This window comes from Burkholderia cepacia GG4, from assembly GCF_000292915.1.
GTDB classification, from domain to species: Bacteria; Pseudomonadota; Gammaproteobacteria; order Burkholderiales; family Burkholderiaceae; genus Burkholderia; species Burkholderia cepacia_D.
In genome coordinates, this window is the sequence record NC_018513.1 from 3115517 (window position 1) to 3138318 (window position 22802).

At 66.8% G+C, this 22802-nt stretch carries 21 protein-coding genes; 4 read left to right on the forward strand and 17 right to left on the reverse strand.

Going from position 1 to position 22802, the window contains the following annotated elements; translation table 11 throughout:
• Positions 1 to 2 precede the first annotated feature (2 nt).
• Together GEM_RS14150 and pyrC are read right to left on the reverse strand one after the other, a co-directional pair.
• Positions 3 to 881: a DUF3025 domain-containing protein gene (locus tag GEM_RS14150; protein WP_014898074.1), complete on the reverse strand. Its 879-nt coding sequence runs from the start codon at positions 879 to 881 to the stop codon at positions 3 to 5.
• Complete coding sequence (gene pyrC, locus GEM_RS14155) at positions 878 to 1942, reverse strand: dihydroorotase (protein ID WP_014898075.1); 1065 nt, start codon at positions 1940 to 1942, stop codon at positions 878 to 880. Before pyrC ends, GEM_RS14150 begins: the two co-directional genes overlap by 4 nt.
• A gap of 221 nt (positions 1943 to 2163) precedes the next feature.
• On the opposite strand from pyrC, the gene GEM_RS14160 reads away from it, so the two are divergent.
• Complete coding sequence (locus GEM_RS14160; RefSeq protein ID WP_041490554.1) at positions 2164 to 3078, forward strand: class II glutamine amidotransferase; 915 nt, start codon at positions 2164 to 2166, stop codon at positions 3076 to 3078.
• A 290-nt stretch (positions 3079 to 3368) separates the two neighbouring features.
• Here GEM_RS14160 and GEM_RS14165 read toward each other — a convergent pair whose 3' ends face one another.
• The 6 genes from GEM_RS14165 to GEM_RS14190 all read right to left on the reverse strand — a co-directional run bounded on the left by GEM_RS14165 (position 3369) and on the right by GEM_RS14190 (position 9267).
• Positions 3369 to 4094: an amino acid ABC transporter ATP-binding protein gene (locus GEM_RS14165; RefSeq protein ID WP_014898077.1), complete on the reverse strand. Its 726-nt coding sequence runs from the start codon at positions 4092 to 4094 to the stop codon at positions 3369 to 3371.
• The gene (gltK, locus tag GEM_RS14170; RefSeq protein ID WP_014898078.1) at positions 4091 to 4768 is read right to left on the reverse strand and encodes a glutamate/aspartate ABC transporter permease GltK; all 678 of its coding nucleotides are present in this window, start codon (positions 4766 to 4768) and stop codon (positions 4091 to 4093) included. The genes GEM_RS14165 and gltK overlap by 4 nt, the downstream gene beginning before the upstream one ends.
• A complete protein-coding gene (locus GEM_RS14175; RefSeq protein ID WP_014898079.1) occupies positions 4768 to 5508 on the reverse strand; it encodes an amino acid ABC transporter permease in 741 nt (246 codons plus the stop codon). The genes gltK and GEM_RS14175 overlap by 1 nt, the downstream gene beginning before the upstream one ends.
• Before the next feature lie 84 nt (positions 5509 to 5592).
• Positions 5593 to 6486, reverse strand: a complete 894-nt coding sequence (locus GEM_RS14180) for a glutamate/aspartate ABC transporter substrate-binding protein (protein ID WP_014898080.1) — start codon at positions 6484 to 6486, stop codon at positions 5593 to 5595.
• Between the two features lie 252 nt (positions 6487 to 6738).
• Entirely contained in the window at positions 6739 to 8025 is a 1287-nt protein-coding gene (locus GEM_RS14185) for a Glu/Leu/Phe/Val family dehydrogenase (RefSeq protein WP_014898081.1), read from the reverse strand.
• A 288-nt stretch (positions 8026 to 8313) separates the two neighbouring features.
• Positions 8314 to 9267, reverse strand: a complete 954-nt coding sequence (locus tag GEM_RS14190; RefSeq protein ID WP_014898082.1) for a LysR substrate-binding domain-containing protein — start codon at positions 9265 to 9267, stop codon at positions 8314 to 8316.
• Between the two features lie 278 nt (positions 9268 to 9545).
• Here GEM_RS14190 and purB point away from each other — a divergent pair, with 278 nt between their 5' ends.
• Positions 9546 to 10934 carry an adenylosuccinate lyase gene (gene purB, locus GEM_RS14195; protein ID WP_014898083.1) on the forward strand — a complete coding sequence of 463 codons (1389 nt, stop codon included), beginning with the start codon at positions 9546 to 9548 and terminating at the stop codon, positions 10932 to 10934.
• Between the two features lie 86 nt (positions 10935 to 11020).
• Here purB and GEM_RS14200 read toward each other — a convergent pair whose 3' ends face one another.
• Complete coding sequence (locus GEM_RS14200) at positions 11021 to 12442, reverse strand: NAD(P)/FAD-dependent oxidoreductase (RefSeq protein ID WP_014898084.1); 1422 nt, start codon at positions 12440 to 12442, stop codon at positions 11021 to 11023.
• Positions 12443 to 12708: 266 nt separating this feature from the next.
• Here GEM_RS14200 and GEM_RS14205 point away from each other — a divergent pair, with 266 nt between their 5' ends.
• Positions 12709 to 13356, forward strand: a complete 648-nt coding sequence (locus tag GEM_RS14205) for a TetR/AcrR family transcriptional regulator (protein WP_014898085.1) — start codon at positions 12709 to 12711, stop codon at positions 13354 to 13356.
• Positions 13357 to 13436: 80 nt separating this feature from the next.
• On the opposite strand, the gene GEM_RS14210 is transcribed toward GEM_RS14205, so the two are convergent.
• The 4 genes from GEM_RS14210 to edd all read right to left on the reverse strand — a co-directional run bounded on the left by GEM_RS14210 (position 13437) and on the right by edd (position 18040).
• Positions 13437 to 13940: a gluconokinase gene (locus GEM_RS14210; RefSeq protein ID WP_014898086.1), complete on the reverse strand. Its 504-nt coding sequence runs from the start codon at positions 13938 to 13940 to the stop codon at positions 13437 to 13439.
• A 13-nt stretch (positions 13941 to 13953) separates the two neighbouring features.
• Complete coding sequence (locus GEM_RS14215; protein WP_014898087.1) at positions 13954 to 15315, reverse strand: GntP family permease; 1362 nt, start codon at positions 15313 to 15315, stop codon at positions 13954 to 13956.
• 221 nt (positions 15316 to 15536) lie between these two features.
• Positions 15537 to 16163: a bifunctional 4-hydroxy-2-oxoglutarate aldolase/2-dehydro-3-deoxy-phosphogluconate aldolase gene (gene eda, locus GEM_RS14220; protein WP_014898088.1), complete on the reverse strand. Its 627-nt coding sequence runs from the start codon at positions 16161 to 16163 to the stop codon at positions 15537 to 15539.
• Positions 16164 to 16183: 20 nt separating this feature from the next.
• Complete coding sequence (gene edd / locus GEM_RS14225; protein ID WP_014898089.1) at positions 16184 to 18040, reverse strand: phosphogluconate dehydratase; 1857 nt, start codon at positions 18038 to 18040, stop codon at positions 16184 to 16186.
• 293 nt (positions 18041 to 18333) lie between these two features.
• On the opposite strand from edd, the gene GEM_RS14230 reads away from it, so the two are divergent.
• Positions 18334 to 19182 (forward strand): MurR/RpiR family transcriptional regulator, encoded by an 849-nt coding sequence (locus GEM_RS14230; protein WP_014898090.1) that lies wholly within the window; start codon positions 18334 to 18336, stop codon positions 19180 to 19182.
• Between the two features lie 92 nt (positions 19183 to 19274).
• Here GEM_RS14230 and GEM_RS14235 read toward each other — a convergent pair whose 3' ends face one another.
• From GEM_RS14235 to lptE, 4 genes are all read right to left on the reverse strand, one after another.
• On the reverse strand, positions 19275 to 19697 hold the full coding sequence (locus GEM_RS14235) for a CopD family protein (protein ID WP_014898091.1): 423 nt from the start codon (positions 19695 to 19697) through the stop codon (positions 19275 to 19277).
• Positions 19698 to 19714: 17 nt separating this feature from the next.
• Positions 19715 to 20986, reverse strand: coding sequence for a glutamate-5-semialdehyde dehydrogenase (locus GEM_RS14240; RefSeq protein ID WP_014898092.1), 1272 nt, complete (start codon positions 20984 to 20986; stop codon positions 19715 to 19717).
• A 139-nt stretch (positions 20987 to 21125) separates the two neighbouring features.
• Positions 21126 to 22220 carry a DNA polymerase III subunit delta gene (holA, locus tag GEM_RS14245; RefSeq protein WP_014898093.1) on the reverse strand — a complete coding sequence of 365 codons (1095 nt, stop codon included), beginning with the start codon at positions 22218 to 22220 and terminating at the stop codon, positions 21126 to 21128.
• 18 nt (positions 22221 to 22238) lie between these two features.
• A complete protein-coding gene (lptE, locus tag GEM_RS14250) occupies positions 22239 to 22790 on the reverse strand; it encodes an LPS assembly lipoprotein LptE (RefSeq protein ID WP_014898094.1) in 552 nt (183 codons plus the stop codon).
• Positions 22791 to 22802 lie beyond the last annotated feature (12 nt).

Genomic DNA, 22802 nt, shown 5'->3' on the forward strand with positions numbered 1-22802 from the left:
TTCTAGCACTGCGCGCCGTCGCGGGCAGTGCGCGAGCGGCGGCCGCTGCGAAAAACGGCCGGATCGTCGTAGAACGCAGGGGCGACGTTCGCGTCGCACCAGCCCGGCACGCCGAGCACCGGGAGCGGCGAGAAATCGCGGCTCGTCAGGTCGCGGGTCGCAATTGCGCCGGCAATCCATGCATCGACGTGCGCGGCCCGCTGCGCGTCGGGCCACGTGAAATAGTCGTCGCTCACGTCGACGATCCACGTATGCGCGGTGCAGGATTTGTAAGGCACGACCAGCTTCTCGAGCAGCGCATGGCCGACGAGCCGCGCCTCGCAGCGCACGCCCCATGCGGCGCGCGCCGCCACCAGCAGTTGCTGCCAGTCAAAGCCGCGCAGCGCGTCGGCGAGCGCGCGGTCGGCCGTCACGACGAGCGCGGCGTTCTCGTCGAACAGCGTGAGCGCATCGCGCAGCGTGCCGCGCACCGGCCCGACGCCGCCCGCTGCGTCGATCGCCGCGGCCTGGCGTGCGTTCAGCGCGGCCTTGGTGCGCGGATACGCGAACCAGACGAGCGCATTGAAGAAGTCGTGGAGATTGTGGCGGGTCGGGACGCCGCCGGTGTCAGCGATATGGGTTTCGTACGCGACGCCGGGCGGCAGCTCGGCCTGCGGCACGAAGCGCAAGGGCCGGCCGCGGCCGCTGACGCGAGCGCCGTCGCGCAGCGCGCCGTTCAATGCATCGAGCAGCGCGGCCTCGCCCGCGAGCGCGGCCGCCTGCAGCGTGCGACCCAGCTCGGCGTAATGCGCGAGCCACGGCGCGGACCAGTCGATCCGCGCGAACGCCGCCGCACCGCCGCCGGCCGTCTGGCCGGCCGCGCGCGGCGGCGTGCCGGTCACGCGAACTTCCAGCCGATCGTCTCGCCGGCGCGCAGCGGCACGACCGGCGTATCGCCCGCGAAGACCTCGCGCGGCAGTTCCCATGTCTCGCGGCGCAGCGTGACCGTCTCGGTGCTGTGCGGCAGCCCGTAGAAATCGGCGCCGAAGCGGCTCGCGAAATTTTCCAGCTTGTCGAGCGCGCCGGCCTGGTCGAACGCCTCCGCATACAGCTCGAGCGCGTGCAGCGCCGTGTAGCAGCCCGCGCAGCCACACGCGGTTTCCTTCGCGTCGCGCGCGTGCGGCGCGCTGTCGGTACCGAGGAAGAAGCGCGGGTTGCCCGACGTCGCGGCCTCGACGAGCGCGACACGGTGCGTTTCGCGCTTCAGCACGGGCAGGCAGTAGTAATGCGGGCGAATCCCGCCGACGAACAGCGCGTTGCGGCTGTACAGCAGGTGCTGCGGGGTGATCGTCGCGCCGAGCAGGCCCGGCGCCGCGTCGGCGTCGCGCACGTAGTCGGCCGCGTCCTTCGTCGTGATGTGCTCGAACACGACCTTCAGGCCCGGGAAATCGCGGCGCAGCGGCGTCATCACGCGGTCGATGAACACCTTCTCGCGATCGAACACGTCGATCGACGGATCAGTCGCCTCGCCGTGCACGAGCAGCGGCATGCCGGTTTCCTGCATCGTCTCGAGCGTCTTCGCGCACTTCGCGAGATCGCTGACGCCGTGGTCGGAGTTCGTGGTCGCGCCGGCCGGATACAGCTTCACGCCGTGCACGAAGCCGCTGTCGCGCGCGCGACGGATCTCGTCAGGCGACGTGTTGTCGGTCAGGTACAGCGTCATCAGCGGCTCGAACGTCATCCCGGCCGGCAGCGCGGCGAGGATCCGCTCGCGATAGGCCTGCGCGTGCGCAGTGGTCGTCACCGGCGGCTTCAGGTTCGGCATGACGATCGCGCGGGCGAACTGGCGCGCGGTGTGCGGCAGCACGGCGGCCAGCATGTCGCCGTCGCGCAGGTGCAGGTGCAGGTCGTCGGGACGGGCGAGCGTGAGCGTCGCCGGAGAGGAAGCGTTCGAGGCAGTCATAGGAGGCGTCGTGAGGAACGGGCTGGTCAGCGGCGAAATCGGCGGGATCGACGGGGCCGGAACACGCGTGCGCGGGCCGAATGACGGCAAACCGCAACACGAGGCCTTCGGTCAGCGGAATCCGCTTTTTACCGCTCAAGGCTCGGTGATATGCTAGAACCCGCATTGTACCGGGGTTCACCCGGTTCGTTACCCTGCTTCAGCCTCCCGCCCCAAGTAAAATGTGCCAACTGCTAGGAATGAACTGCGCCGCGCCGACGGACGTCACATTCTCCTTCACAGGTTTCGCGGCCCGGGGCGGCCTCACGGATCACCATGCCGACGGCTGGGGGATCGCGTTCTTCGAGGACAAGGCCTGCCGCCTGTTCATCGACCAGCAGGCCTCGGCCACGTCGCCGATCGCCGAAATGGTGAAGCGCTACCCGATCAAGTCCAAGAACACGATCGCGCACATCCGCAAGGCCACGCAGGGTCACATCCTGCTCGAGAACAGCCACCCGTTCATGCGCGAGCTGTGGGGGCGGCACTGGATCTTCGCGCATAACGGCGATCTGCAGGACTACGAACCCGACCTCGACGGCAGCGTCTACCACCCGGTCGGCACGACCGACAGCGAGAAGGCGTTCTGCGTGCTGATGCAGGGGCTGCGCGAAGCGTTCCCCGGCGCGCAGCCGCCGTTGCCGGAGCTGTTCGAGCGCGTCGGCGAGCTGACGCGCGGCATCACCGATCACGGCGTGTTCAACTTCCTGATGTCGAACGGCCAGGCGCTCTTCGCGCACTGCTCGACGCGGCTGCACTACCTCGTGCGGCGCTGGCCGTTCTCGACCGCGCATCTGGTCGATGAAGACCTGTCGATCGACTTCGCGAAATACACGACGCCCGAGGACCGCGTCGCGGTGATCGCCACGCAGCCGCTCACCGACAACGAGGTCTGGACTTCGTTCGAACCGGGCGAGCTGATCATGTTCCAGTGCGGCGACGTCGCCGCGCGGATGCAGATTCCGGTGCCCGAACGCGTGCTCGAGAAGCTGCGCAACCCGGCGCTCGACGCATCGGCGTCCGCGCCCTGCGGTGCGCGTCGCGAGGCGCTTGCGGCCGGCGCCGCGGACGACGCCGACGACCCGATCGATTTCTGAGCCCCGCGCGCTCGCGCCCTTCCCCGCTCCTTTTCCCGTCGCCACACGACGGAACCGTTGACGGTCGCGCCCGATCGCCGTGCGCTGCATCCGGCGTCGTGCGAACGGCTGGTACCTGCGTTCCCAGCTCGACCCGACGGCCCCCGGCGACCCGGTCGCCCCGCCCACCATCGGCGGCGCAGCGGGCGACGGGCAGCGGGCGACGGGCAGCCGGCGAAAAAAAACCGCCCGGTGTTCAACCAGGCGGTTTATTCATCAGCGTGCATGCAGCGCAGGCGCTGCACGAACGCTCAGTGCAGGATCTTCGCGAGGAAGTCCTTCGCGCGATCCGACTTCGGATTCGAGAAGAAATCGTCCTTGCGGTCGTCCTCGACGATCGCGCCCTTGTCCATGAAGATCACGCGATGGGCGACCTTCTTCGCGAAGCCCATTTCGTGCGTGACGACCATCATCGTCATCCCTTCCTGCGCGAGTTCGACCATCACGTCGAGCACTTCGTTGATCATCTCCGGATCGAGCGCGGACGTCGGTTCGTCGAACAGCATCGCGATCGGGTCCATCGACAACGCGCGCGCGATCGCGACCCGCTGCTGCTGGCCGCCCGACAGCTGGCCCGGAAACTTGTGCGCATGCGCCTTCAGGCCGACGCGATCGAGCAGCTTCATGCCCTTCTCCGCCGCCTCGTCCTTGCCGCGGCCGAGCACCTTGATCTGCGCGAGCGTCAGGTTCTCGGTGATCGACAGGTGCGGAAACAACTCGAAATGCTGGAACACCATCCCGACCTTCGAGCGCAGCTTCGACAGGTTCGTCTTCTTGTCGCCGACCGACTGGCCGTTGACGAGGATCTCGCCCTGCTGGAACGGCTCGAGGCCGTTCACGGTCTTGATCAGCGTCGACTTGCCCGAGCCCGACGGGCCGCACACGACGACCACCTCGCCTTTCTTCACCTCGGTCGTGCAATCGGCGAGGACCTGAAACTGGCCGTACCACTTCGAAACGTTCTTGATGGAAATCATCTTGTGACCTTTTTCTGGAGACCTTTGACGAGGGCAGACGCCACCGAGCAAATCACGAAATAGCATGCACCCGCGAACAGGACCATCTCGACGGTCGTGCCGTCGCGATCGCCGACGTTGGCGGCCGTGCGGAAGAAGTCCGCGAGACTGATCACGTATACGAGCGACGTATCCTGGAACAGGACGATCGCCTGCGTGAGCAGCAGCGGCACCATCGCGCGGAATGCCTGCGGCAGGATCACGAGGCGCATCGCCTGCGCGTAGTTCATGCCGAGCGCGAACGCGGCGTTCACCTGCCCGCGCGGCACCGCCTGGATGCCGGCGCGGATGATCTCGGAATAATACGCGGCTTCGAACAGCGAGAACGCGACCATCGCCGAGGCAAGCCGGATGTCGATCGTCGGCGACAGCCCGAGCACGCCCTGCAGCACCTGCGGCACGATCAGGAAGAACCACAGCAGCACCATCACGAGCGGGATCGAGCGGAACACCGTCACGTACGCTTTCGCGAACCACGCGAGCGGCTTCACGCCGGACAGCCGCAGCAGCGCCAGCAGCGTGCCCCAGACGATGCCGACGACGATCGCGATCAGCGTGATCTTGAACGTGACGATCGCACCCGTCCACAGCGTCGGTATCGCGCCGGGAATACTACTCCAGTCGAACTGATGCATCACTTGCCTCCGATGTAGCCGGGCAGCCGCGTGCGGCCTTCGATCCAGCGCATGAACGCCATCACGACGAGGTTGATGATCACGTACGCGAGCGTGACCGCGATGAACGACTCGTAGGTCTGCGCGGTGTAGTCGACGAGCTGGCGCGCCTGCGCGGACAGGTCGAGCAGGCCGATCGTCGACGCCACCGCCGAGTTCTTGAAGATGTTCAGGAACTCGGACGTGAGCGGCGGCACGATGATCCGGTACGCAACCGGCAGCAGCACGTAGCGGTACGTCTGCCATTGCGTGAAGCCCATCGCGAGGCCGGCCGCGCGCTGCCCCTTCGGCAGCGCGTTGATCCCGGCGCGCACCTGTTCGCACACGCGCGCGCCGGTGAACAGGCCGAGACAGATGATCGACGCGGTGAAGAACTGCGTGCCGGGCGGCAACTGCTTGATCCAGGTACCGATCGCTGCGGGCAGCAACTCGGGCACGACGAGGTACCAGACGAAAAACTGCACGATCAGCGGGATGTTCCGGAAGATCGACACGTACACGGTGCCGAGCGCGGAGAGCCATTGGTTCGGCACCGTGCGCAGCACGCCGAACAGCGAGCCGACGATCAGCGCGATGACCCAGGCGACGAGCGACACCTCGAGCGTCACCCAGAAGCCGGACATCAGCCATCCGAAGTAAGTCGTCGGCTCGCCGGTCGAGACGGGGCTCAGGAAGATGCCCCAGTTCCAGTGGTAAGACATGGGCAAGACTCCAGCAAAAAGAAACGGAAGAAGCGTGGCCTCTTCCGTTTCAGTAGCGTCATTTCTGCATCAACGACCGCGTGGTCAGTCGAGCGCCTTGTCGTTCGGGTTCGCGTACAGCTTCTTCATCGAATCGGACAGCGGGAAGTTCAGGTTCAGCCCCTTCGGCGGGATCGGGTTCTCGAACCACTTCGCGTAGATCTTCGCGGCTTCGCCCGACTTCTCGACTTGCGAGATTGCATCGTCGACGACCTTCTTGAAGTCGCCGTCGCCCTTGCGCATCATGCAGCCGTAAGCCTCTTCCGATTGCGGCGTGCCGACGATCACCCACTCGCCCGGCTGCTTCGCCTTCGCGCGCTCGCCCGCGAGCAGCGCGTCATCCATCATGAACGCGACCGCGCGGCCCGATTCCAGCGTATTGAACGAGTCGCCGTGATCCTTCGCGCTGATGATGTTCATGCCCAGCTGCTTCTCGTTGTTCATCTTGCGCAGCAGGCGCTCCGACGTCGTGCCGGCGGTGGTCACGACCGTCTTGCCCTTCAGGTCGGCGAAGTCCTTGACGCCCGAATCCTTCTTTGTCATCAGGCGCGTGCCGATCACGAAGATCGTGTCGGAGAAGGCAGCCTGCTGCTGACGCTCGGCGTTGTTGGTCGTCGAGCCGCACTCGATGTCGACCGTGCCGTTCTGCACGAGCGGGATGCGGTTCTGCGACGTGACCGGGATGTTCTTGACCTGCAGGTTCGGCAGGTTCAGCTTCTTCTTCACCGCGTCCACGACCTTCATCTGGAATTCGCGCGAATAGCCGACGACCTGCTGGCTCTGGTCATAGTAGGAGAACGGGATCGACGATTCGCGATGGCCCAGCGCGATCACGCCCGTGTCCTTGATCTTCTTCAGCGTGCCGTTCTCCTGAGCATGCGCGCCGCTTGCGAATGCGCACAGCGCCGCGACCATCAGGACTGCCTTGTGGAATTTCATTTTGGTCATCTCCTTGGCTAAAACCCGCGCCAGTGTATCAAAGTAATGTTTTTGAAAGAACCGGTTGTTTACCGCACTACGAATCGCCCTGTGCGAAGCCGTCCTCCCGGCTTCGGGCACCCCGTGCGGCACCTGAATGCGCGCGCGGGCGGTGCCGAATCCGGCACCGCCCGCGCGGGTTCATGCACACAATCGGGTGGATTGCGTCATGCTTTGATCGTAGTCAACCGATCGACGATCGGCAATGACCGATCAGGGGTACAGGCCGCGCATTTCGCGCGCCATCAGGATGCGCTTGCACGCGACGATGAACGCCGCCGTGCGCACCGACACCTTGTGCTCTTCCGCGACCGCCCACACGCCGGCGAACGCTTCGCGCATCACGCGCTCGAGACGGTGGTTGATCTCGTCTTCCGTCCAGAAGAAGCTCGAGAAGTCCTGCACCCATTCGAAGTACGACACGGTCACGCCGCCCGCGTTCGCGATCACGTCGGGGATCACGAGCACGCCGTTCGCGCTCAGGATGTCGTCGGCCGCCGTCGTCGTCGGGCCGTTCGCGCCTTCGACGATGATCTTCGTGCGGATCTTCGCTGCGTTCTTCTCGGTGATCTGGTTTTCCAGTGCCGCCGGGATCAGGATGTCGGTCTCGACCGTCCAGAACTCGTCGTTCGGCATCGGTTCAGCGCCTTCGAAGCCCGCGACGCCGCCGGTGCGTGCCACGTGGTCGAGCAGCTTGTTCGAATCGAGGCCGGCCGGCTGGTAAATCGTGCCCGTGTGATCCTGCACCGCGATCACCTTCGCACCTGCTTCCTGGAACAGCTTCGCCGCGATGCCGCCGACGTTGCCGAAGCCCTGCACCGCGATGCGCGCGCCTTCGATTTCCAGGCCCTTCTTCTTCGCCGCTTCGGAGCCGACGACGAACACGCCGCGACCCGTCGCTTCCTTGCGGCCGAGCGAACCGCCGAGCGCGATCGGCTTGCCGGTCACGACGCCGGTCGACGTCTGGCCCTGGTTCATCGAGTACGTGTCCATCATCCACGCCATCACCTGTTCGTTGGTGTTGACGTCCGGTGCCGGAATGTCGGTGTTCGGCCCGATGATGATGCCGATTTCGCTGGTGTAGCGACGCGTCACGCGCTCGAGCTCACCGCGCGACAGCTTGCGCGGGTCGACGCGGATGCCGCCCTTCGCACCGCCGTACGGCACGTTCACGGCTGCGTTCTTCACCGACATCCATGCGGACAGTGCCATCACTTCCGACAGCGTCACGTCCTGGTGGTAGCGCACGCCGCCCTTGCCCGGGCCGCGCGACACGTTGTGCTGCACGCGATAGCCTTCGAAGTGCGCGACGGTGCCGTTGTCGAGCTCGATGGGGCAGTCGACGATCAGGATGCGCTTCGGGCGCTTCAGCGTTTCGAGCCAGCGCGACAGCGAACCGAGGTACGGTGCGACGCGATCGACCTGCTGAAGGTAGTTGCCCCACGGGCCGAGATCGTCGGCGTGCAGGTAGGACGGGATGGACTGCAGTTGCGAAGACATGGATGCTCCAACGTTCAACGGATTGCGCACATTGTCGAAAAACCCGTTTTTTTTATCCAATGCCGTTTGCTTATTCGATTATGCGTTTCTTGCATGATCGGGATTTTTCGCAAATCCGCGGTCGATTTACGCAAGAACGCCCGCGATCGGTCGTGCATCGCGTGCGTGAAAAATCGTCGGGGATAGTCGCCGGACGCCCGCCGGACAGGCGTCCGACAGGCGGCGCAAGCTCGCCGTCAGCCGGTCGCGCCCGAACGGTCCGCGCTCGATCCGGTTAACCGCCCACGGTTAACCGGTGGTGTCGCGCAGTTCGTCGCGCACCACGTCCCACAGCGCGCGCACGAGCTTCTGGCGCGGATCGTCGCCCTGCAGCGCGAGCTTGTCGCAGTACAGCCGGATCTCCATCGTCAGCGTGAACGGATGCGTGCCGCCGCGCGCGGAACGGTCGAGCCGGATCAGGCGGCCGCTCGCAACCGCATCCTCGACCGCGCTGTGCGGCAGGAACGCGATGCCGTGGCCCGCGAGCGCCATCGCCTTCAGCCCTTCGGCCATGTCGGTTTCATAGACGCGATCGAGGAACAGCGACGTCGGTGCGTTCGCAACGATGACTTCCGTCATCCGGCCTAGATACGCGTTCGGCGTATACGACAGGTACGGCACGCGCGCATCGGCCGTGCCCGGCAGCGTGTAGCGCGGCCGGCCCGCGCGGCCGGGCGCCGAGAATGCGCTGATCGGCTCGCTGCCGAGGACCAGCATGTCGTAGCGGGCCGGATCGAGCGCGACCGGGTGGCTCGGGTGGTGATAGCCCATCACGAGATCGCAGCCGCCCTCGACGAGCGACAGCACGGCGTCGTGCACGTTGAGCGCGCGCAGCCGCGTGTGGACCTGCCCCATCTTCGCCTCGATCCGCTGCAACCAGCGCGGGAAATAGGTGAGCGACAGCGTGTGCGGCACCGCGAACTCGATCGTCGGCACCGGCGCGCCGACGTGGCCGCGCAGCAGCGTGCGCGCCTCGTGCGCCTGCGACAGCATCGTCAGCGCCTGCTCGTAGAAGATCTGGCCGGCCTGCGTGAGCCGCGTCGGATAGACCGAACGATCGATCAGTTCGGTCGCGAGCCATGCCTCGAGCGCCTGGATGCGCCGCGAGAACGCCGGCTGCGACACGTGCCGCAGCTCGGCGGAGCGGCTAAAGCTGCGCGTTTCCGCGAGCGAGACGAAGTCTTCGAGCCATTTGAGTTCCATGCAGGCGGGCGCGGCGGGCGGCGGGTCGGGAAGAAGCCTGCATTCTACCGGTGGGCGGGGCGGGCCGCCGGCGGCGCGCGAGGCGCAGCAAGGCGGCGCTGGCCGCCCGTCAGCAGACCGCCTGGGTGCCGTCAGGGCGCCGTTTTCCCACCGTTTTCCCGCCATTCCCCCGCAGCAGCGGCGGCCGGACCGGTTCGGCCGGGATCGACCCGCGCCAATGGTAAAATGCCGGATTCTCCTCCCCCTCGTTCGCCCCGGCCCCAAGGCCCCGCCCGATCATGTCCGACACTCGTCCCGATACGCTTTTCGCCCTCACCGCGCTCTCGCCCATCGATGGCCGCTACGCCAGCAAGACCGAAGCGCTGCGCGACTGGCTCTCCGAAGCCGCCTTCATGCGCCACCGCGTCACCGTCGAGGTGCACTGGCTGATCGCGCTGTCGCGCGCCGGCTTCGCGGAAGTCCCGCGCTTCTCCGATGCGTCCGAACAATTCCTGCTGCAGCTGGCCGAGCGCTTCACTGCGCACGACGCCGCGCGCATCAAGGAAATCGAGCGCGTGACGAACCACGACGTGAAGGCGGTCGAATACTGGCTGAAGGAATCGGTGAAGGGTCAGGCCGAACTCGAGAAGGCCAGCGAATTCATCCACTTCGCGTGCACGTCCGAAGACATCAACAACACGTCGCACGGGATGATGCTCGCCGGCGCGCGCGAGCACGTGATCGTGCCGGCGCTGCGCACGGTCCACCAGCGCCTCGTCGCGCTGTCGCACGCGCTCGCCGAGCAGCCGATGCTGTCGCGCACGCACGGCCAGCCGGCCAGCCCGACGACGCTCGGCAAGGAACTCGCGAACGTCGCCGCGCGCCTCGCACGCGCGATCACGCGCATCGAGAAGGTCGAGATCCTCGGCAAGATGAACGGCGCGGTCGGCAACTTCAACGCGCACCTGTCCGCGTATCCGGAGTTCGACTGGGAAGCGTTCTCGCGCGACGTGATCGAGACCCGCCTGAAGCTGACGTTCAACCCGTACACGATCCAGATCGAGCCGCACGACTACATGGCCGAGCTGTTCGACGCGGTCGCGCGCGCGAACACGATCCTGCTCGACCTCGACCGCGATGTGTGGGGCTACATCTCGGTCGGCTACTTCAAGCAGAAGACGAAGGCCGGCGAGATCGGCTCGTCGACGATGCCGCACAAGGTCAACCCGATCGACTTCGAGAACTCGGAAGGCAACCTCGGCCTCGCGAACGCGACGCTGCGCCACCTCGCCGACAAGCTGCCGGTGTCGCGCTGGCAGCGTGACCTGACCGACTCGACGGTGCTGCGCAACATGGGCGTCGCGCTCGGCTACTCGCTGCTCGCGTACGACTCGCTGATCCGCGGGCTCGACAAGCTCGAGGTGAACCCGCAGCGCCTGAACGACGATCTCGACAACTGCTGGGAAGTGCTCGCGGAACCGGTGCAGACGGTGATGCGCCGCTACGGCATCGAGAACCCGTACGAGCAGCTGAAGGAACTCACGCGCGGCAAGGGCATCACGCGCGAAGCGCTGCAGGAATTCGTCGGCACGCTGGCGATCCCGCAGGACGCGAAGGACCGCCTGCTCGCGATGACGCCTGCGTCGTACATCGGCAAGGCCGTCGAACTGGCGAAGCGGATCGCGTAAGCGCCGCCGTCGCCGGACGGAAAAAAAGCCCGATGCGAGCAATCGCATCGGGCTTTTTCAATGGCGGCTCGCCTGCGGCCGGAAGGTCAGAACGAGATCATCCGCCCCGGGTTCAACGCGCTCATCACGCTCATCGCCGCCTTCGCGGCCGGAATCGCGATCGGCGACAACTGCCGGCCGAGCGGAATCTCGCGATGGTCGATGCCGGTCAGCATCGAGAAATCGTCGTTGCGTCCGACGAAATCGTCGCAGATCGCCTTGCCGATCCGCACCGTCTGCGCGACGCCGTGCCCGCTCCAACCCTGCACCATGTACATCGGCACGCGACCGTCGGTCTTGCGGCTGTCGGTCGCGCCGTTCAGCGTGAAGTCGCTGACGCCGCTCCAGCAGTAGTCGAGCGCGAAACGGCCGTCGTGCTGCGGAAACACCGTGTTCAGCCGCGTCAGCAGATACGCGTTGACGTCGTGCTGCGCCCAGCACGTGCCGGTGCCCTGCCCGCCGAACAGCAGGCGGTTGCCGCGCACCGGCCGGTAGTAGTCGATCTGGAACTGCGTGTCGTACACCGGCATGCCGGCCGGCATCAGCGTGGCGACGTCGATGTCGAGCGGCGCCGTCACGCTCACGTAGGTAAAGAACGGCACGGTGGTCGCGGCACCGTCGTCGAGCAGCCGGAACGTCGTGTTGTGCAGCGCAAGCACGACGCCGCGGCGCGCGGTGATCGTGCCGCCCGGCGTCGTCGCGACGACGCCGGCGGGCGTTTCTTCGAGCGCCAGCACCTCGGTGCCTTCATGGAGCGCGCCGCCGTTCAGCCGGAAGCCGTGCACCAGCCCGCGCACCAGTGCGAGCGGATGCAGCTGGCCGCCGATCGCGTCGATCGCCGCGCCGTGATACAACCCCGAGCGCACGTATTCGTCGTGCAGCTGATGGCGGCCGACGAGCGTCACGCCGGCGTCGCCGAGATGGCGGCGGGCGTCCGCGCCGTCGAGCAGCGCGCTCATGTGGCCCGGGTGGACTGCCGCCGTCACGTGGCCGCGCTTGCGGTCGAGGTCGAGCGCATAACGTGCGCCGATCGCATCGATCAGGTCCATCGACTCGGCCGACGCGAAGCGCCACAGCCGCTTCGCGTCGGCGTGCGCCAGGTGGTCGATCATGTCGGCCGCTTCCCAGCGCGCGAGGCCCGGCGTGAGCTGGCCGCCGTTGCGACCCGACGCCGCCGAGCCGACGTGATGCTTGTCGACGAGGATCGTGTCGACGCCCGCTTCCGCGAGATGCAGCGCGGCCGATGCGCCGAGCAGCCCTGCGCCGATCACCAGCACGTCGCACACGGCGTCGTGCGCGAGCGGCCCGCCGTTCTGATGGCGCGACAACGACGCCTCGTACCAGTTGGCCGGGCGCTCGCCGTCGTAGCGGGACGGCTCGCACCAGTTCCAGTTGTCCTTTTCGATGTTCAGTTGCGTTTGTTCAAAACGCGATTCGCCCTGGATCAGGGGTTTGTCATTGGAAGTCATGATTGCACTTGCATGGTCTTGGGCCGCCTGTCGAAGAGCCATAAGGCTTCGCGGGTGGGGCAGCCGGTTCCACTTGGGTGTCAACGGGATAAAGGGCGCGATGGCCCGTGTTGACGGCAGGCACGCTCGTGTCTGCCTGGATCCCGGACCGTGCGAAAGCACGCATTGAAAGGTGCCGGGACACCCAATTTCTACACCGCAGAAATAATTCTACAGCGTAGAATACGCTTCCGTCAAGATTGCACCCCGCCGCCGTACCCGCTCCCATGAAAGACAAACCCGCCCAGGGCCCGCGCGGCCTCGACAAGGACGCGATCGTCGCGGCTGCGCTCGCGCTGCTCGAAGAGGTCGGCGAAGCCGCGTTCAGCGTGCGCAAGCTCGCGCAGTCGGTTGGCTGCGACCCGATGAGCGTGCTGTATCACTTCAAGTCGAAGGACGGGCTGAGCCGCGCGATCGCCAACGCGCTGTCGCGCTCGCTCGTGCCGGTCGACCCTTCACTGCCGTGGCGCGAGCGGCTGCGCGATCTCGCGCGCCAGTACCGCGCGCTCGCGCTGCGCCACCCGGCCGCGTTCGCGCTGCTGCAGCGCCATATGAGCACCGGCCCGGCCGATCTCGCGCACATCGAGGCCGTGCATCGTGCGCTGCTCGATGCCGGCGTGGCGCGCACCGCGCTGCCGTCCGTGTGCGTCGGCTGGTATGCGAGCGTGATCGGGCTCGCCGCCGCCGAGGCCGGCGGCCTCACGCGGCCCGCGAACGACGTCGAGCTCGCGGAGATGAACGCGCTGTCCGACACGGCGCACCCGCTCGTCAAATCGGCCGCCCCGCTCTATGCGCGGCTCGACCCGGCCGCCGTGCACGACACGATGCTCGACGTGCTGCTCGACGGCATCGCGCAGCACGCACGCGCGGTCTGACCGCTTGCGGGCCGCAAACGAAAAAGGCGCCCCGAGGGGCGCCTTTTTCACTGCTGCATGACGATTGCCGCGAACCGCGCTCAGTGCTGCTGCGCGAGGCCGATCTTCACCATCACTTCATCGACGATCTGTTCGGGCGTCAGCTCGATGCTGACCACGATCGCTTCGTCCGGGCCCGGTTCCTCGAGCGTGTCGAGCTGGCTTTTCAGCAGCGACGGATCGAAGAAATGGCCGGTGCGGGTCTTCAGGCGCTCGTGCAAGACCTCGAACGAGCCCTTCAGATACACGAACCGCACGTCGGTGTCGGTGCCGCGCAGCACGTCGCGGTACGACCGCTTCAGCGACGAGCACGTGAACACGGCCGTCTCGCCGGCACGCTGCTTGGCCTCGATGGCCTCGCGGATCGTGCCCAGCCACGGCCAGCGGTCGTCGTCGGTCAGCGGAATGCCGTGGTGCATCTTTTCCTTGTTCGCCGCGCTGTGAAACGCGTCGCCGTCGGTATAGCTGCACGACAGGCGTTCCGCCAGCATTTCGCCGATTCGCGACTTGCCCGCGCCCGACACGCCCATTGCGATCAGAATCATTGACTACCCCTTGTTACAAAACCAGGCTCAGCAGCAGTGTAAAGCTCAGACCGAGCACCGAGATGATGGTTTCGAGCAACGACCAGGTCTTGAACGTCTGACCGACCGTCATCCCGAAGTATTCCTTGATCAGCCAGAAGCCGCCGTCGTTCACGTGCGAGAAGATCAGCGAGCCCGAGCCCGTCGCGAGCACCAGAAGCTCCGGGCTGACCGCCGCGCCGGACGCTGCCGCGATCGGCGCGACGATGCCGCAGGCCGTCGTCATCGCGACCGTCGCGGAACCCGTCGCGAGACGCATCAGCGCCGCGACGAACCAGCCGAGCAGCAGCGGCGACAGGTGCGCGTGCTTCGCGGTCTCGACGATCTGCTGCGAGATCCCGCTGTCGCGCAGGACGCCGCCGAAGCCGCCGCCCGCGCCGACGATCAGCGTGATGCCGGCGATCGGCGCCAGGCACTCGCCGCAGAACTTCTGGATCTGGTCGCGGTTGAAGCCCTGCAGCTTGCCGAACGTGAAGAAGCTCACCAGCACGGCGATCAGCAGCGCGACGTCGGAGTTGCCGGCAAAGCGCAGCAGGTTGTTCGGCAGCGACTTCGGCGCGAACACCAGGTCGGCCCAGCTGCCGACGAGCATCAGCACGACGGGCAGCAGGATCGTGAACAGCGTGATGCCGAAGCTCGGCAGTTCGCGCTTGCGGCCGTCCGTGTGCGTATCGACGAACTGCGCTGCGAGCGGATTGTTGTCCGGCAGCTTCACGAACTTCGAGATCGTCAGCGCGAACAGCGGACCGGCGATGATCGCGGTCGGCACGCCGACGATCAGGCCGAACGCGATCGTCTTGCCGATATCGGCGCCGTATTGCTGGACGGCCAGCAGCGCGGCCGGGTGCGGCGGGATCAGCCCGTGCACGACCGACAGGCCGGCCACCATCGGCAGGCCGACGACGAGCAGCGACTTGCCGGTGCGCTTCGCGACGTTGAACGCGATCGGGATCAGCAGCACGAAGCCGACTTCGAAGAACACCGGCAGGCCGACGATGATCGCGACGAACATCATCGCCCAGTGGATGTTCTTTTCACCGAACCAGTCGATCAGCGTGGTCGCGATCCGTTCGGCGCCGCCCGATTCGGCCATCATCTTGCCGAGCATCGTGCCGAGGCCGACGACGATCGCGATGTGGCCGAGCGTGCCGCCGGTGCCCGTTTCGAACGACTTGACGATCTTGTCCATCGGCATGCCGACGACGAGACCCAGGCCCAGCGAAACGATGATCAGCACCAGGAACGGGTAGATCTTGTAGCGCGCGATCATCAGGATCAGCGCGGCAATCGCGATCAGCGTGAATACGAGCAGCATGCTGCCTTGGACAGCCCCCATGTGGCACTCCTCCTTGGATTGTTCGAAACCGGGCGAGTTGTTGCGAGTATGCCCGGCTATGCAGGTCTCCGGAACACGGGGGGTACCCACCCCGTGAGGACGCTGAATTTTACTTATCTTTACGGTCGACGGATAGAACCGGTTCCATCAGCAAAAACCCTCGGTAAAACAAGCACTAAGCGCTTGCTCTCCGAGGGTCAAACCGCCATTTGATACAAGCCTTAACGCGGGAGCTGGCTCGCGGCTTGCGCGAGGCGCGTGACTTCGGCCCAGTCCTGCGCGGCGAGCGCGGCCTTTGGCGTGAGCCACGAACCGCCGACGCACACGACGTTCGGCAGTTTCAGGAAATTCGGCGCCGTGTCGACCGTGATGCCGCCCGTCGGGCAGAACTTCAGCGCCGGGAACGGACCGTGGAACGCCTGCAGCATCGGCACGCCGCCGGCCTGCTGCGCGGGGAAGAACTTGACGATTTCGTAGCCGAACTCGAGCGCCTGGATGATGTCGCTCGGCGTCATCACGCCTGGCAGCAGCGGCAGGTCCGCGTCGAGCGACGCGAGGTGCAGGTCCTTCGTCAGGCCCGGCGACACGCCGAACTTCGCGCCCGCGCGCTTCGCCTGCGCGCAGTGCTCGGGCTTCGTGATCGTGCCGACGCCGACGACGATGTCGTCCGCGAGCTGGCTCGCGCGCTGGATCGCCTCCAGGCCGGCCGGCGTGCGCAGCGTGATCTCGAGCACCTTGACGCCGCCCGCGTGCAACGCGCGCGACACGTGTTCGCCCTGCTCGACCGAGTCGAATGCGAGCACCGGAATCACCGGACCCAGCTTCACGATTTCAGCAATCGTCTTCATTTGATGACACTCCTTGAAATTCATGCAGCGACGCTGACGGCCGTTTCGCCGACCAGCGCGCCGAAAACCGATGCGCCCTGCTCGGCCGGTGCCGCGGCCGCGCGGAACACGCCGAACAGTTCGCGCCCGAAACCGACCTCGTTCTCGGCCTGGTGCAGCGGCTGCGCGACCGGGCGCGCGTGCCACTCGGCGGCGTCGATCTCGATGTCGAGGACGCCGGCTTCCGCGTCGATCACGAGCGTGTCGCCCGTCTTCACCTTGCCGAGCGGGCCGGCCAGCAGTGCTTCCGGCGACACGTGGATCACGGCCGGCACCTTGCCCGACGCGCCGGACATGCGGCCGTCGGTGACGAGCGCGACGTGGAAGCCCTGATCCTGCAGCACGCCGAGCAGCGGCGTCAAACGGTGCAGCTCGGGCATCCCGTTCGCGCGCGCGCCCTGGAAGCGCACGACCGCGACGAAATCGCGCTTCAGCTCGCCGCGATCGAATGCCTCCTGCACGGCTTCCTGCGAATCGAACACGATCGCGGGGGCCGTCACCTTGCGGTGCTCGGGCGCGACCGCCGAGATCTTGATCACGCCACGGCCGAGCCGGCCCTGCATCAGGCGCAGGCCGCCGTCCGGCTGGAACGGGTCGCGAATGCCGCGCAGCACATTCGTGTCGTGGCTCTCGGCCGTGCCGTCGACCCACGTCAGCTTGCCGTCGATCAGCTTCGGCTCCTTCGTATAGTGCGACAGGCCCTTGCCCGCGACCGTCGTCACGTCTTCGTGCAGCAGCCCGCCTTCGAGCAGGTTGCGCACCAGGAACGCGACGCCGCCCGCCGCGTGGAAATGGTTCACGTCGGCCTTGCCGTTCGGGTAGATCTTCGCGAGCAGCGGCACGACGGCCGACAGCTCGTCGAAATCGTTCCAGTCGATCAGCACGCCGGCCGCGCGCGCGATCGCGACGAGGTGCAGCGTGTGGTTGGTCGAGCCGCCCGTCGCGAGCAGCGCGACGATGCCGTTGACGATCGCCTTCTCGTCGATCACATGACCGATCGGCGTGTAGCGGCCGCGCTCGACCGTCAGGTCGAGCACGCGGCGCGCGGCTTCGGCGGTCAGCGCATCGCGCAGCGGCGTGTGCGGATGGACGAACGCCGAACCCGGCAGGTGCAGGCCCATCAGCTCCATCAGCATCTGGTTGCTGTTCGCGGTGCCGTAGAACGTGCAGGTGCCGTGGCCGTGATACGCGGCCGATTCGGCTTCGAGCAGCGCGTCGCGCCCGACCTGGCCGGTCGCGAACTGCTGGCGGATCTTCGCCTTGTCGTCGTTCGAGAGCCCGCTCGTCATCGGGCCGGCCGGCACGAAGATGGTCGGCAGATGGCCGAACTGCAGCGCGCCGATCAGGAGGCCCGGCACGATCTTGTCGCAGATGCCGAGGCAGAGCGCTGCGTCGAACATGTTGTGCGTGAGCGCGATCGCAGTGCCCATCGCGATCGCCTCGCGCGAGAACAGCGACAGCTCCATCCCGGGGTTGCCTTGCGTGACCCCGTCGCACATCGCCGGCACCCCGCCCGCGAACTGCGCGACGCCGCCGTTCTCGCGCGCGGCGGCCTTGATGATGTCGGGGAAATCCTTGTACGGCGCGTGCGCGGACAGCATCTCGTTGTACGAGGACACGATGCCGATGTTCGGCTCACGGATCGCCTTGATCTGGAACTTGTCGCTGCCTTCGAGACCCGCGAAACCGTGCGCGAGGTTCGCGCACGACAGCGCGCCGCGCGCCGGGAACTTGCCCTGCGCGCCGTCGATGCGCTGCAGATAGGCGGAACGGGTCGATTGGCTGCGGGCGATCACGCGTTCGGTGACTTTCGCCAGAGTGGGGTGCAGCGACGTCATGCTGGGCGCTCCTGTATGCCGGACGACACCGGCGGTTGGAATCGTGGGGACGATCGAATGCGTCGAACGAACGAGGCCAGTCTAGTAGAAAAACTACACGCACGCAATGCGGATCGATCTGCGTGCAACCCTTACTCCCGCCACCAGCAAGGCTTTACCTAGTGAAAACCCTAATCAACCGCGCCGCCAGCTCCGAAAAATGCCACCCATGAAGCTAGCATTTTCTTGTAGATTTTCTACAATTCGATTGCGATACACTCGCTCATCCGAACCCGATTTTCATCCGCCGTCCCATGCTGCCTCGCATTGAAGCGATCCGCGCCGAGTTGCGCCCGTCCGAGCGCAAGCTCGCCGACTACATCCTCGCCGCGCCGCGCGAGGTGCTCGACCTCGCGATGACCGAGCTGTCGACCCGCGCGGGCGTCAGCCAGCCGACCATCGCGCGCTTCTGCCAGGCGCTCGGCTGCAGCGGCTTTCGCGAATTCAAGATCCGGCTCGCGCAGAGCATCGCGCCGGGCGTCTCGTCGGTGTATCGCGACGTCGAGCCCGACGAGCCCGCGCCCGGCATCATCGGCAAGGTGTTCGACCGCACGATCGGCGCGCTGATCGAGGTGCGCAACAGCCTGTCGGCCGGCAGCGTCGCCGATGCGATCGCGCTGCTGTCGAACGCGTCGCGCATCGAGTTCTACGGCGCCGGCGGCTCGGGCATCGCCGCGCAGGACATCCAGCACAAGTTCTTCCGGCTCGGCGTGCCGAGCGTCGCGTATTCGGACCCGCACACGTTCTCGATGTCGTCGGCGCTGCTCGGGCCGCACGACGTCGTCGTCGCGATCTCGAACGCCGGCCGCACGCGCGACATCGTCGATGCCGCACGCTCCGCGCTCGCCTGCGGCGCGAAGGTCGTCGCGATCACGCAGAGCCATTCGCCGCTCGCGAAGCTCGCGACGGTGAGCCTCGCGTCGAACGTTGCCGAGGAAACCGACGTGTTCTCGCCGATGACGTCGCGGATGTCGCATCTCGCGATCGGCGACATCCTCGCGGTCGGCGTCGCCCTGTCGCGCGGGCCGGCGCTGATGGAGCGGGTCGGCCGTGCGAAAGAAGCGATCACGCGCCGCCGGATCGACGACCCGACCAAGGAGTAGCCGCGCACGACGCGCAAACGAAAACGGCGCCCCGAGGGGCGCCGTTGCGCATCGATCGCCGGCCAGCGCGCCGGCGGTGCCGTCCGGAACGATCAGAACGGCTTGATCACGACCAGCGCGACCGCCACGAGCATGCCGAGCACCGGCAGCTCGTTGAACACGCGATACCACTTGTCGGTGCGGCGGTTCTCGCCGCGCTCGAACACTCGCAGCAGGTGCCCGCAATACGCGTGGTAGATGACGAGCAGCAGCACCACCGTCACCTTCGCGTGAATCCAGCCCTGTCCCTGGCCGATGCCGATCACGAGCCAGAGCCACAGCCCGCACGCCAGCGCCGGCACCGCGATCATCGTCATGAAGCGGAACAGCTTGCGCGCCATCAGCAGCAGGCGTCGCACGGCGGCCGGATCGGTTTCCATGGCCAGGTTCACATAGATGCGCGGCAGGTAGAACAGCCCGGCGAACCACGCGGCGATCAGAACGATATGGAACGTCTTGACCCAGAGCATTGCCATCGATTGTGCGCCTCGCTTTACTGGCGGCCTTCGCCGTGCCCGAGCACGACGTACTTCAGCGACGTGAGCCCTTCCAGGCCGACGGGACCGCGCGCGTGCAGCTTGTCGTTCGAGATGCCGATTTCCGCGCCGAGGCCGAATTCGAAGCCGTCGGCGAAGCGCGTCGACGCGTTGACCATCACGCTCGCCGAATCGACTTCGCGCAGGAAGCGCATCGCGCGGTCGTGATCCTCGGTGACGATCGCATCGGTGTGGTGCGAGCCGTAATGGTTGATGTGCTCGATCGCCGCGTCGAGGCCGTCGACGACCTTGATCGCGAGCACCGGCGCGAGATATTCGGTGTACCAGTCTTCTTCGCTCGCATCGACGAGCGGGCCGACACCCGCCTCGTCGAGCACCGCGCGCGCGGCCGCATCGACGCGCAGTTCGACCGCCTTGTCGCGATACAGCTTGCCGAGCGGCGGCAGCAGCGTCGCCGCGATGCCGCTCGCGACGAGCAGCGTTTCCATCGTGTTGCAGGTGCCGTAGCGATGCGTCTTCGCGTTGTCGCACACCGTCAGCGCCTTGGCCAGATCGGCGCGCTCGTCGACATACACATGGCAGATGCCGTCGAGGTGCTTGATCATCGGCACGCGTGCCTCGTTGATCAGGCGCTCGATCAGGCTCTTGCCGCCGCGCGGCACGATCACGTCGACAGATTCGGTCATCGTGATCAGCTTGCCGACCGCCGCGCGATCGGCCGTCGCGACGACCTGCACGGCGTCCTGCGGCAGGCCGGCCGCCTCGAGCCCTTCGCCGATCAGCTTCGCGAGCGCCGCGTTCGACTCGAGCGCCTCGGAGCCGCCGCGCAGGATCGTCGCGTTGCCCGACTTCAGGCACAGCGCGGCCGCGTCGATCGTCACGTTCGGGCGCGACTCGTAGATGATGCCGATCACGCCGAGCGGCACGCGCATCTGGCCGACCTGGATCCCGCTCGGGCGGTACTTGAGATTGCTGATCTCGCCGATCGGATCGGCCAGCGACGCGACCTGGCGCAGGCCTTCGACCATCGTCTTCAGCGCCTTGTCCGACAGCGTCAGGCGATCGATGAACGCTGCATCGAGCCCCTTTTCACGGGCACGGGCAACGTCGCGCGCGTTGGCATCCTTCAGCGCCTGCGCGTCGCGCTCGATCGCGCGGGCCACCGCATCGAGCGCCGCGTTCTTCGCGGCCGTGCTGGCGCGCGCCATCGCGCGGGAAGCGTGCCGGGCACGGCGGCCCAGGTCCGTCATGTACTGGTCGATATCCATCGTGTGACTCGAAAAGCGAGCCGCTTGGCGCGGCGTGAATGCGTGGGGGAAGCGTGCAGCGCGGCGGCAGGAAGGCCGCGCCAGCCATCGAAATATTGTAAGCGGGTTGCGATGCGTGCGCTGAAGGCCCGGACGAGGCTTAACGCCGCACGCGACCCGCGGTCGGCGGTCGCTCGCCGCGGGCGCCCGCCACCGTCATCGCAAGCTGGAACAGGCCGTCCCACGGATCGGGCGGCGGATCGTCCTGCGTGCGGCGGCCCGGCGTGACGGCCGACAGCCCCTTCACCTGGCGGTCGAGCTTCGCGGCGAATGCGAGCGCCTTCTCGAGCACGGCTTCCGACACGCGATTCAGCGCGGGGCCGATCAGCCGCTCGCGCGGGCCCCATACGCGGTTCTCGCGCAGCAGCGTGGCCAGCGGCTTGCCGGCCGTCGTGCCGCGCTTGATCCGCAGCAGCGTGCGCAATTCCTCGACGACGGCCCACATCACGAGCACGATCGCCTCGCCCTCGCCCTTCAGCCCGTCGATCATCCGCGCGAGCCGCGCGGCGTCGCCCGCGAGCATCGCCTCGTTCAGCTTGAAGACGTCGTAGCGCGCAACGTTCAGCACCGCGTCGTGCACCTGCTCGAACGACAGCGCGCCCTGCGGATAGAGCAGCCCGAGTTTCTGGATTTCCTGGTGCGCGGCGAGCAGGTTGCCCTCGACACGCTCCGCGATGAACTGCAGCGCGCGTCGCCCGTCGTCGCCGGCAGCGACGCGCTGGCCCTGCATCGACAGGCGCTGGCCGATCCAGGTCGGCAGCTGCGCACGGTCGACCGGATCGATCTTCAGCGCGACGCCGCCGTTCTGCAGCGCAGTAAACCACGCGGACTTCTGCGTCGCCGCGTCGAGGCGCGGCAACGTGACGAGCATCAGCGCGTCGGGATTGGGGGTTGCCGCGAGCGTCTTCAGCGCGTCGGCGCCTTCCTTACCGGGCTTGCCCGACGGAATGCGCAGCTCGATCAGCTGACGCTCGCCGAACAGCGACATCGCCTGGGTCGCGCCGAGCAGCACGCTCCAGTCGAAGCCGCGCTCGACCGTATGCACCGAACGCTCGGTGAAGCCGGCCGCGCGCGCGGCCGCACGAATGCGGTCGCACGCTTCCTGCGCGAGCAGCGGCTCGTCGCCGTAGACGGTGTAGAGCCCGGCCATCCCCTTCGCGAGGTGCGGCTCCAGCGCATCAAGTCGCAATTGCATCGGTACGTGCGCCGGCGGTCAAAGTGGCGGCGGCGGCAGCGGTGCACCCGGCGCAACGCCCGGCACCACGTCCTCCGGCGCCGGCGTCAGCGAGTGGACGATCGCGAGACGCCGCATCAGCTGGTCGACCGCGTCGTTCTCCATATCGCCGTACAGGATCTCGGCTTCCTGCGCCTTCGCGTTCGTGTACTGGTCGCTGTACGTCATCGCGCGGTTCAACGCGATCGCGCTCGGCGGGATCAGCACTGTGCCGTCCTTGCTCGTCAGCGTGTAGTTCAACGTGTAGAAGAGTGCGTACTCCTGCGCCGAGCCGTACTTGTTGAGCGTCAGCGTGTTCTGGCCACGCGACTCCCACATGCGCAGCACGGCGTCGGCGTCGTCCGCCGACTTGACGATCTTCGTGTCGCTGCCGGCCTCGACGAGGCGCACGAGGCGCGCCTCGACGGGTGCCGGCGCGCCGGCCACCAGCAGGCGCTTGAACGCGTAGTCCTGCTGGCCGCGCAACTGGAAGCCGCATGCCGACAGCGCGACCGCGCTGCCGACGAGCATCAAAAACGATCTGCGGATCACCTTCGCTCCTTC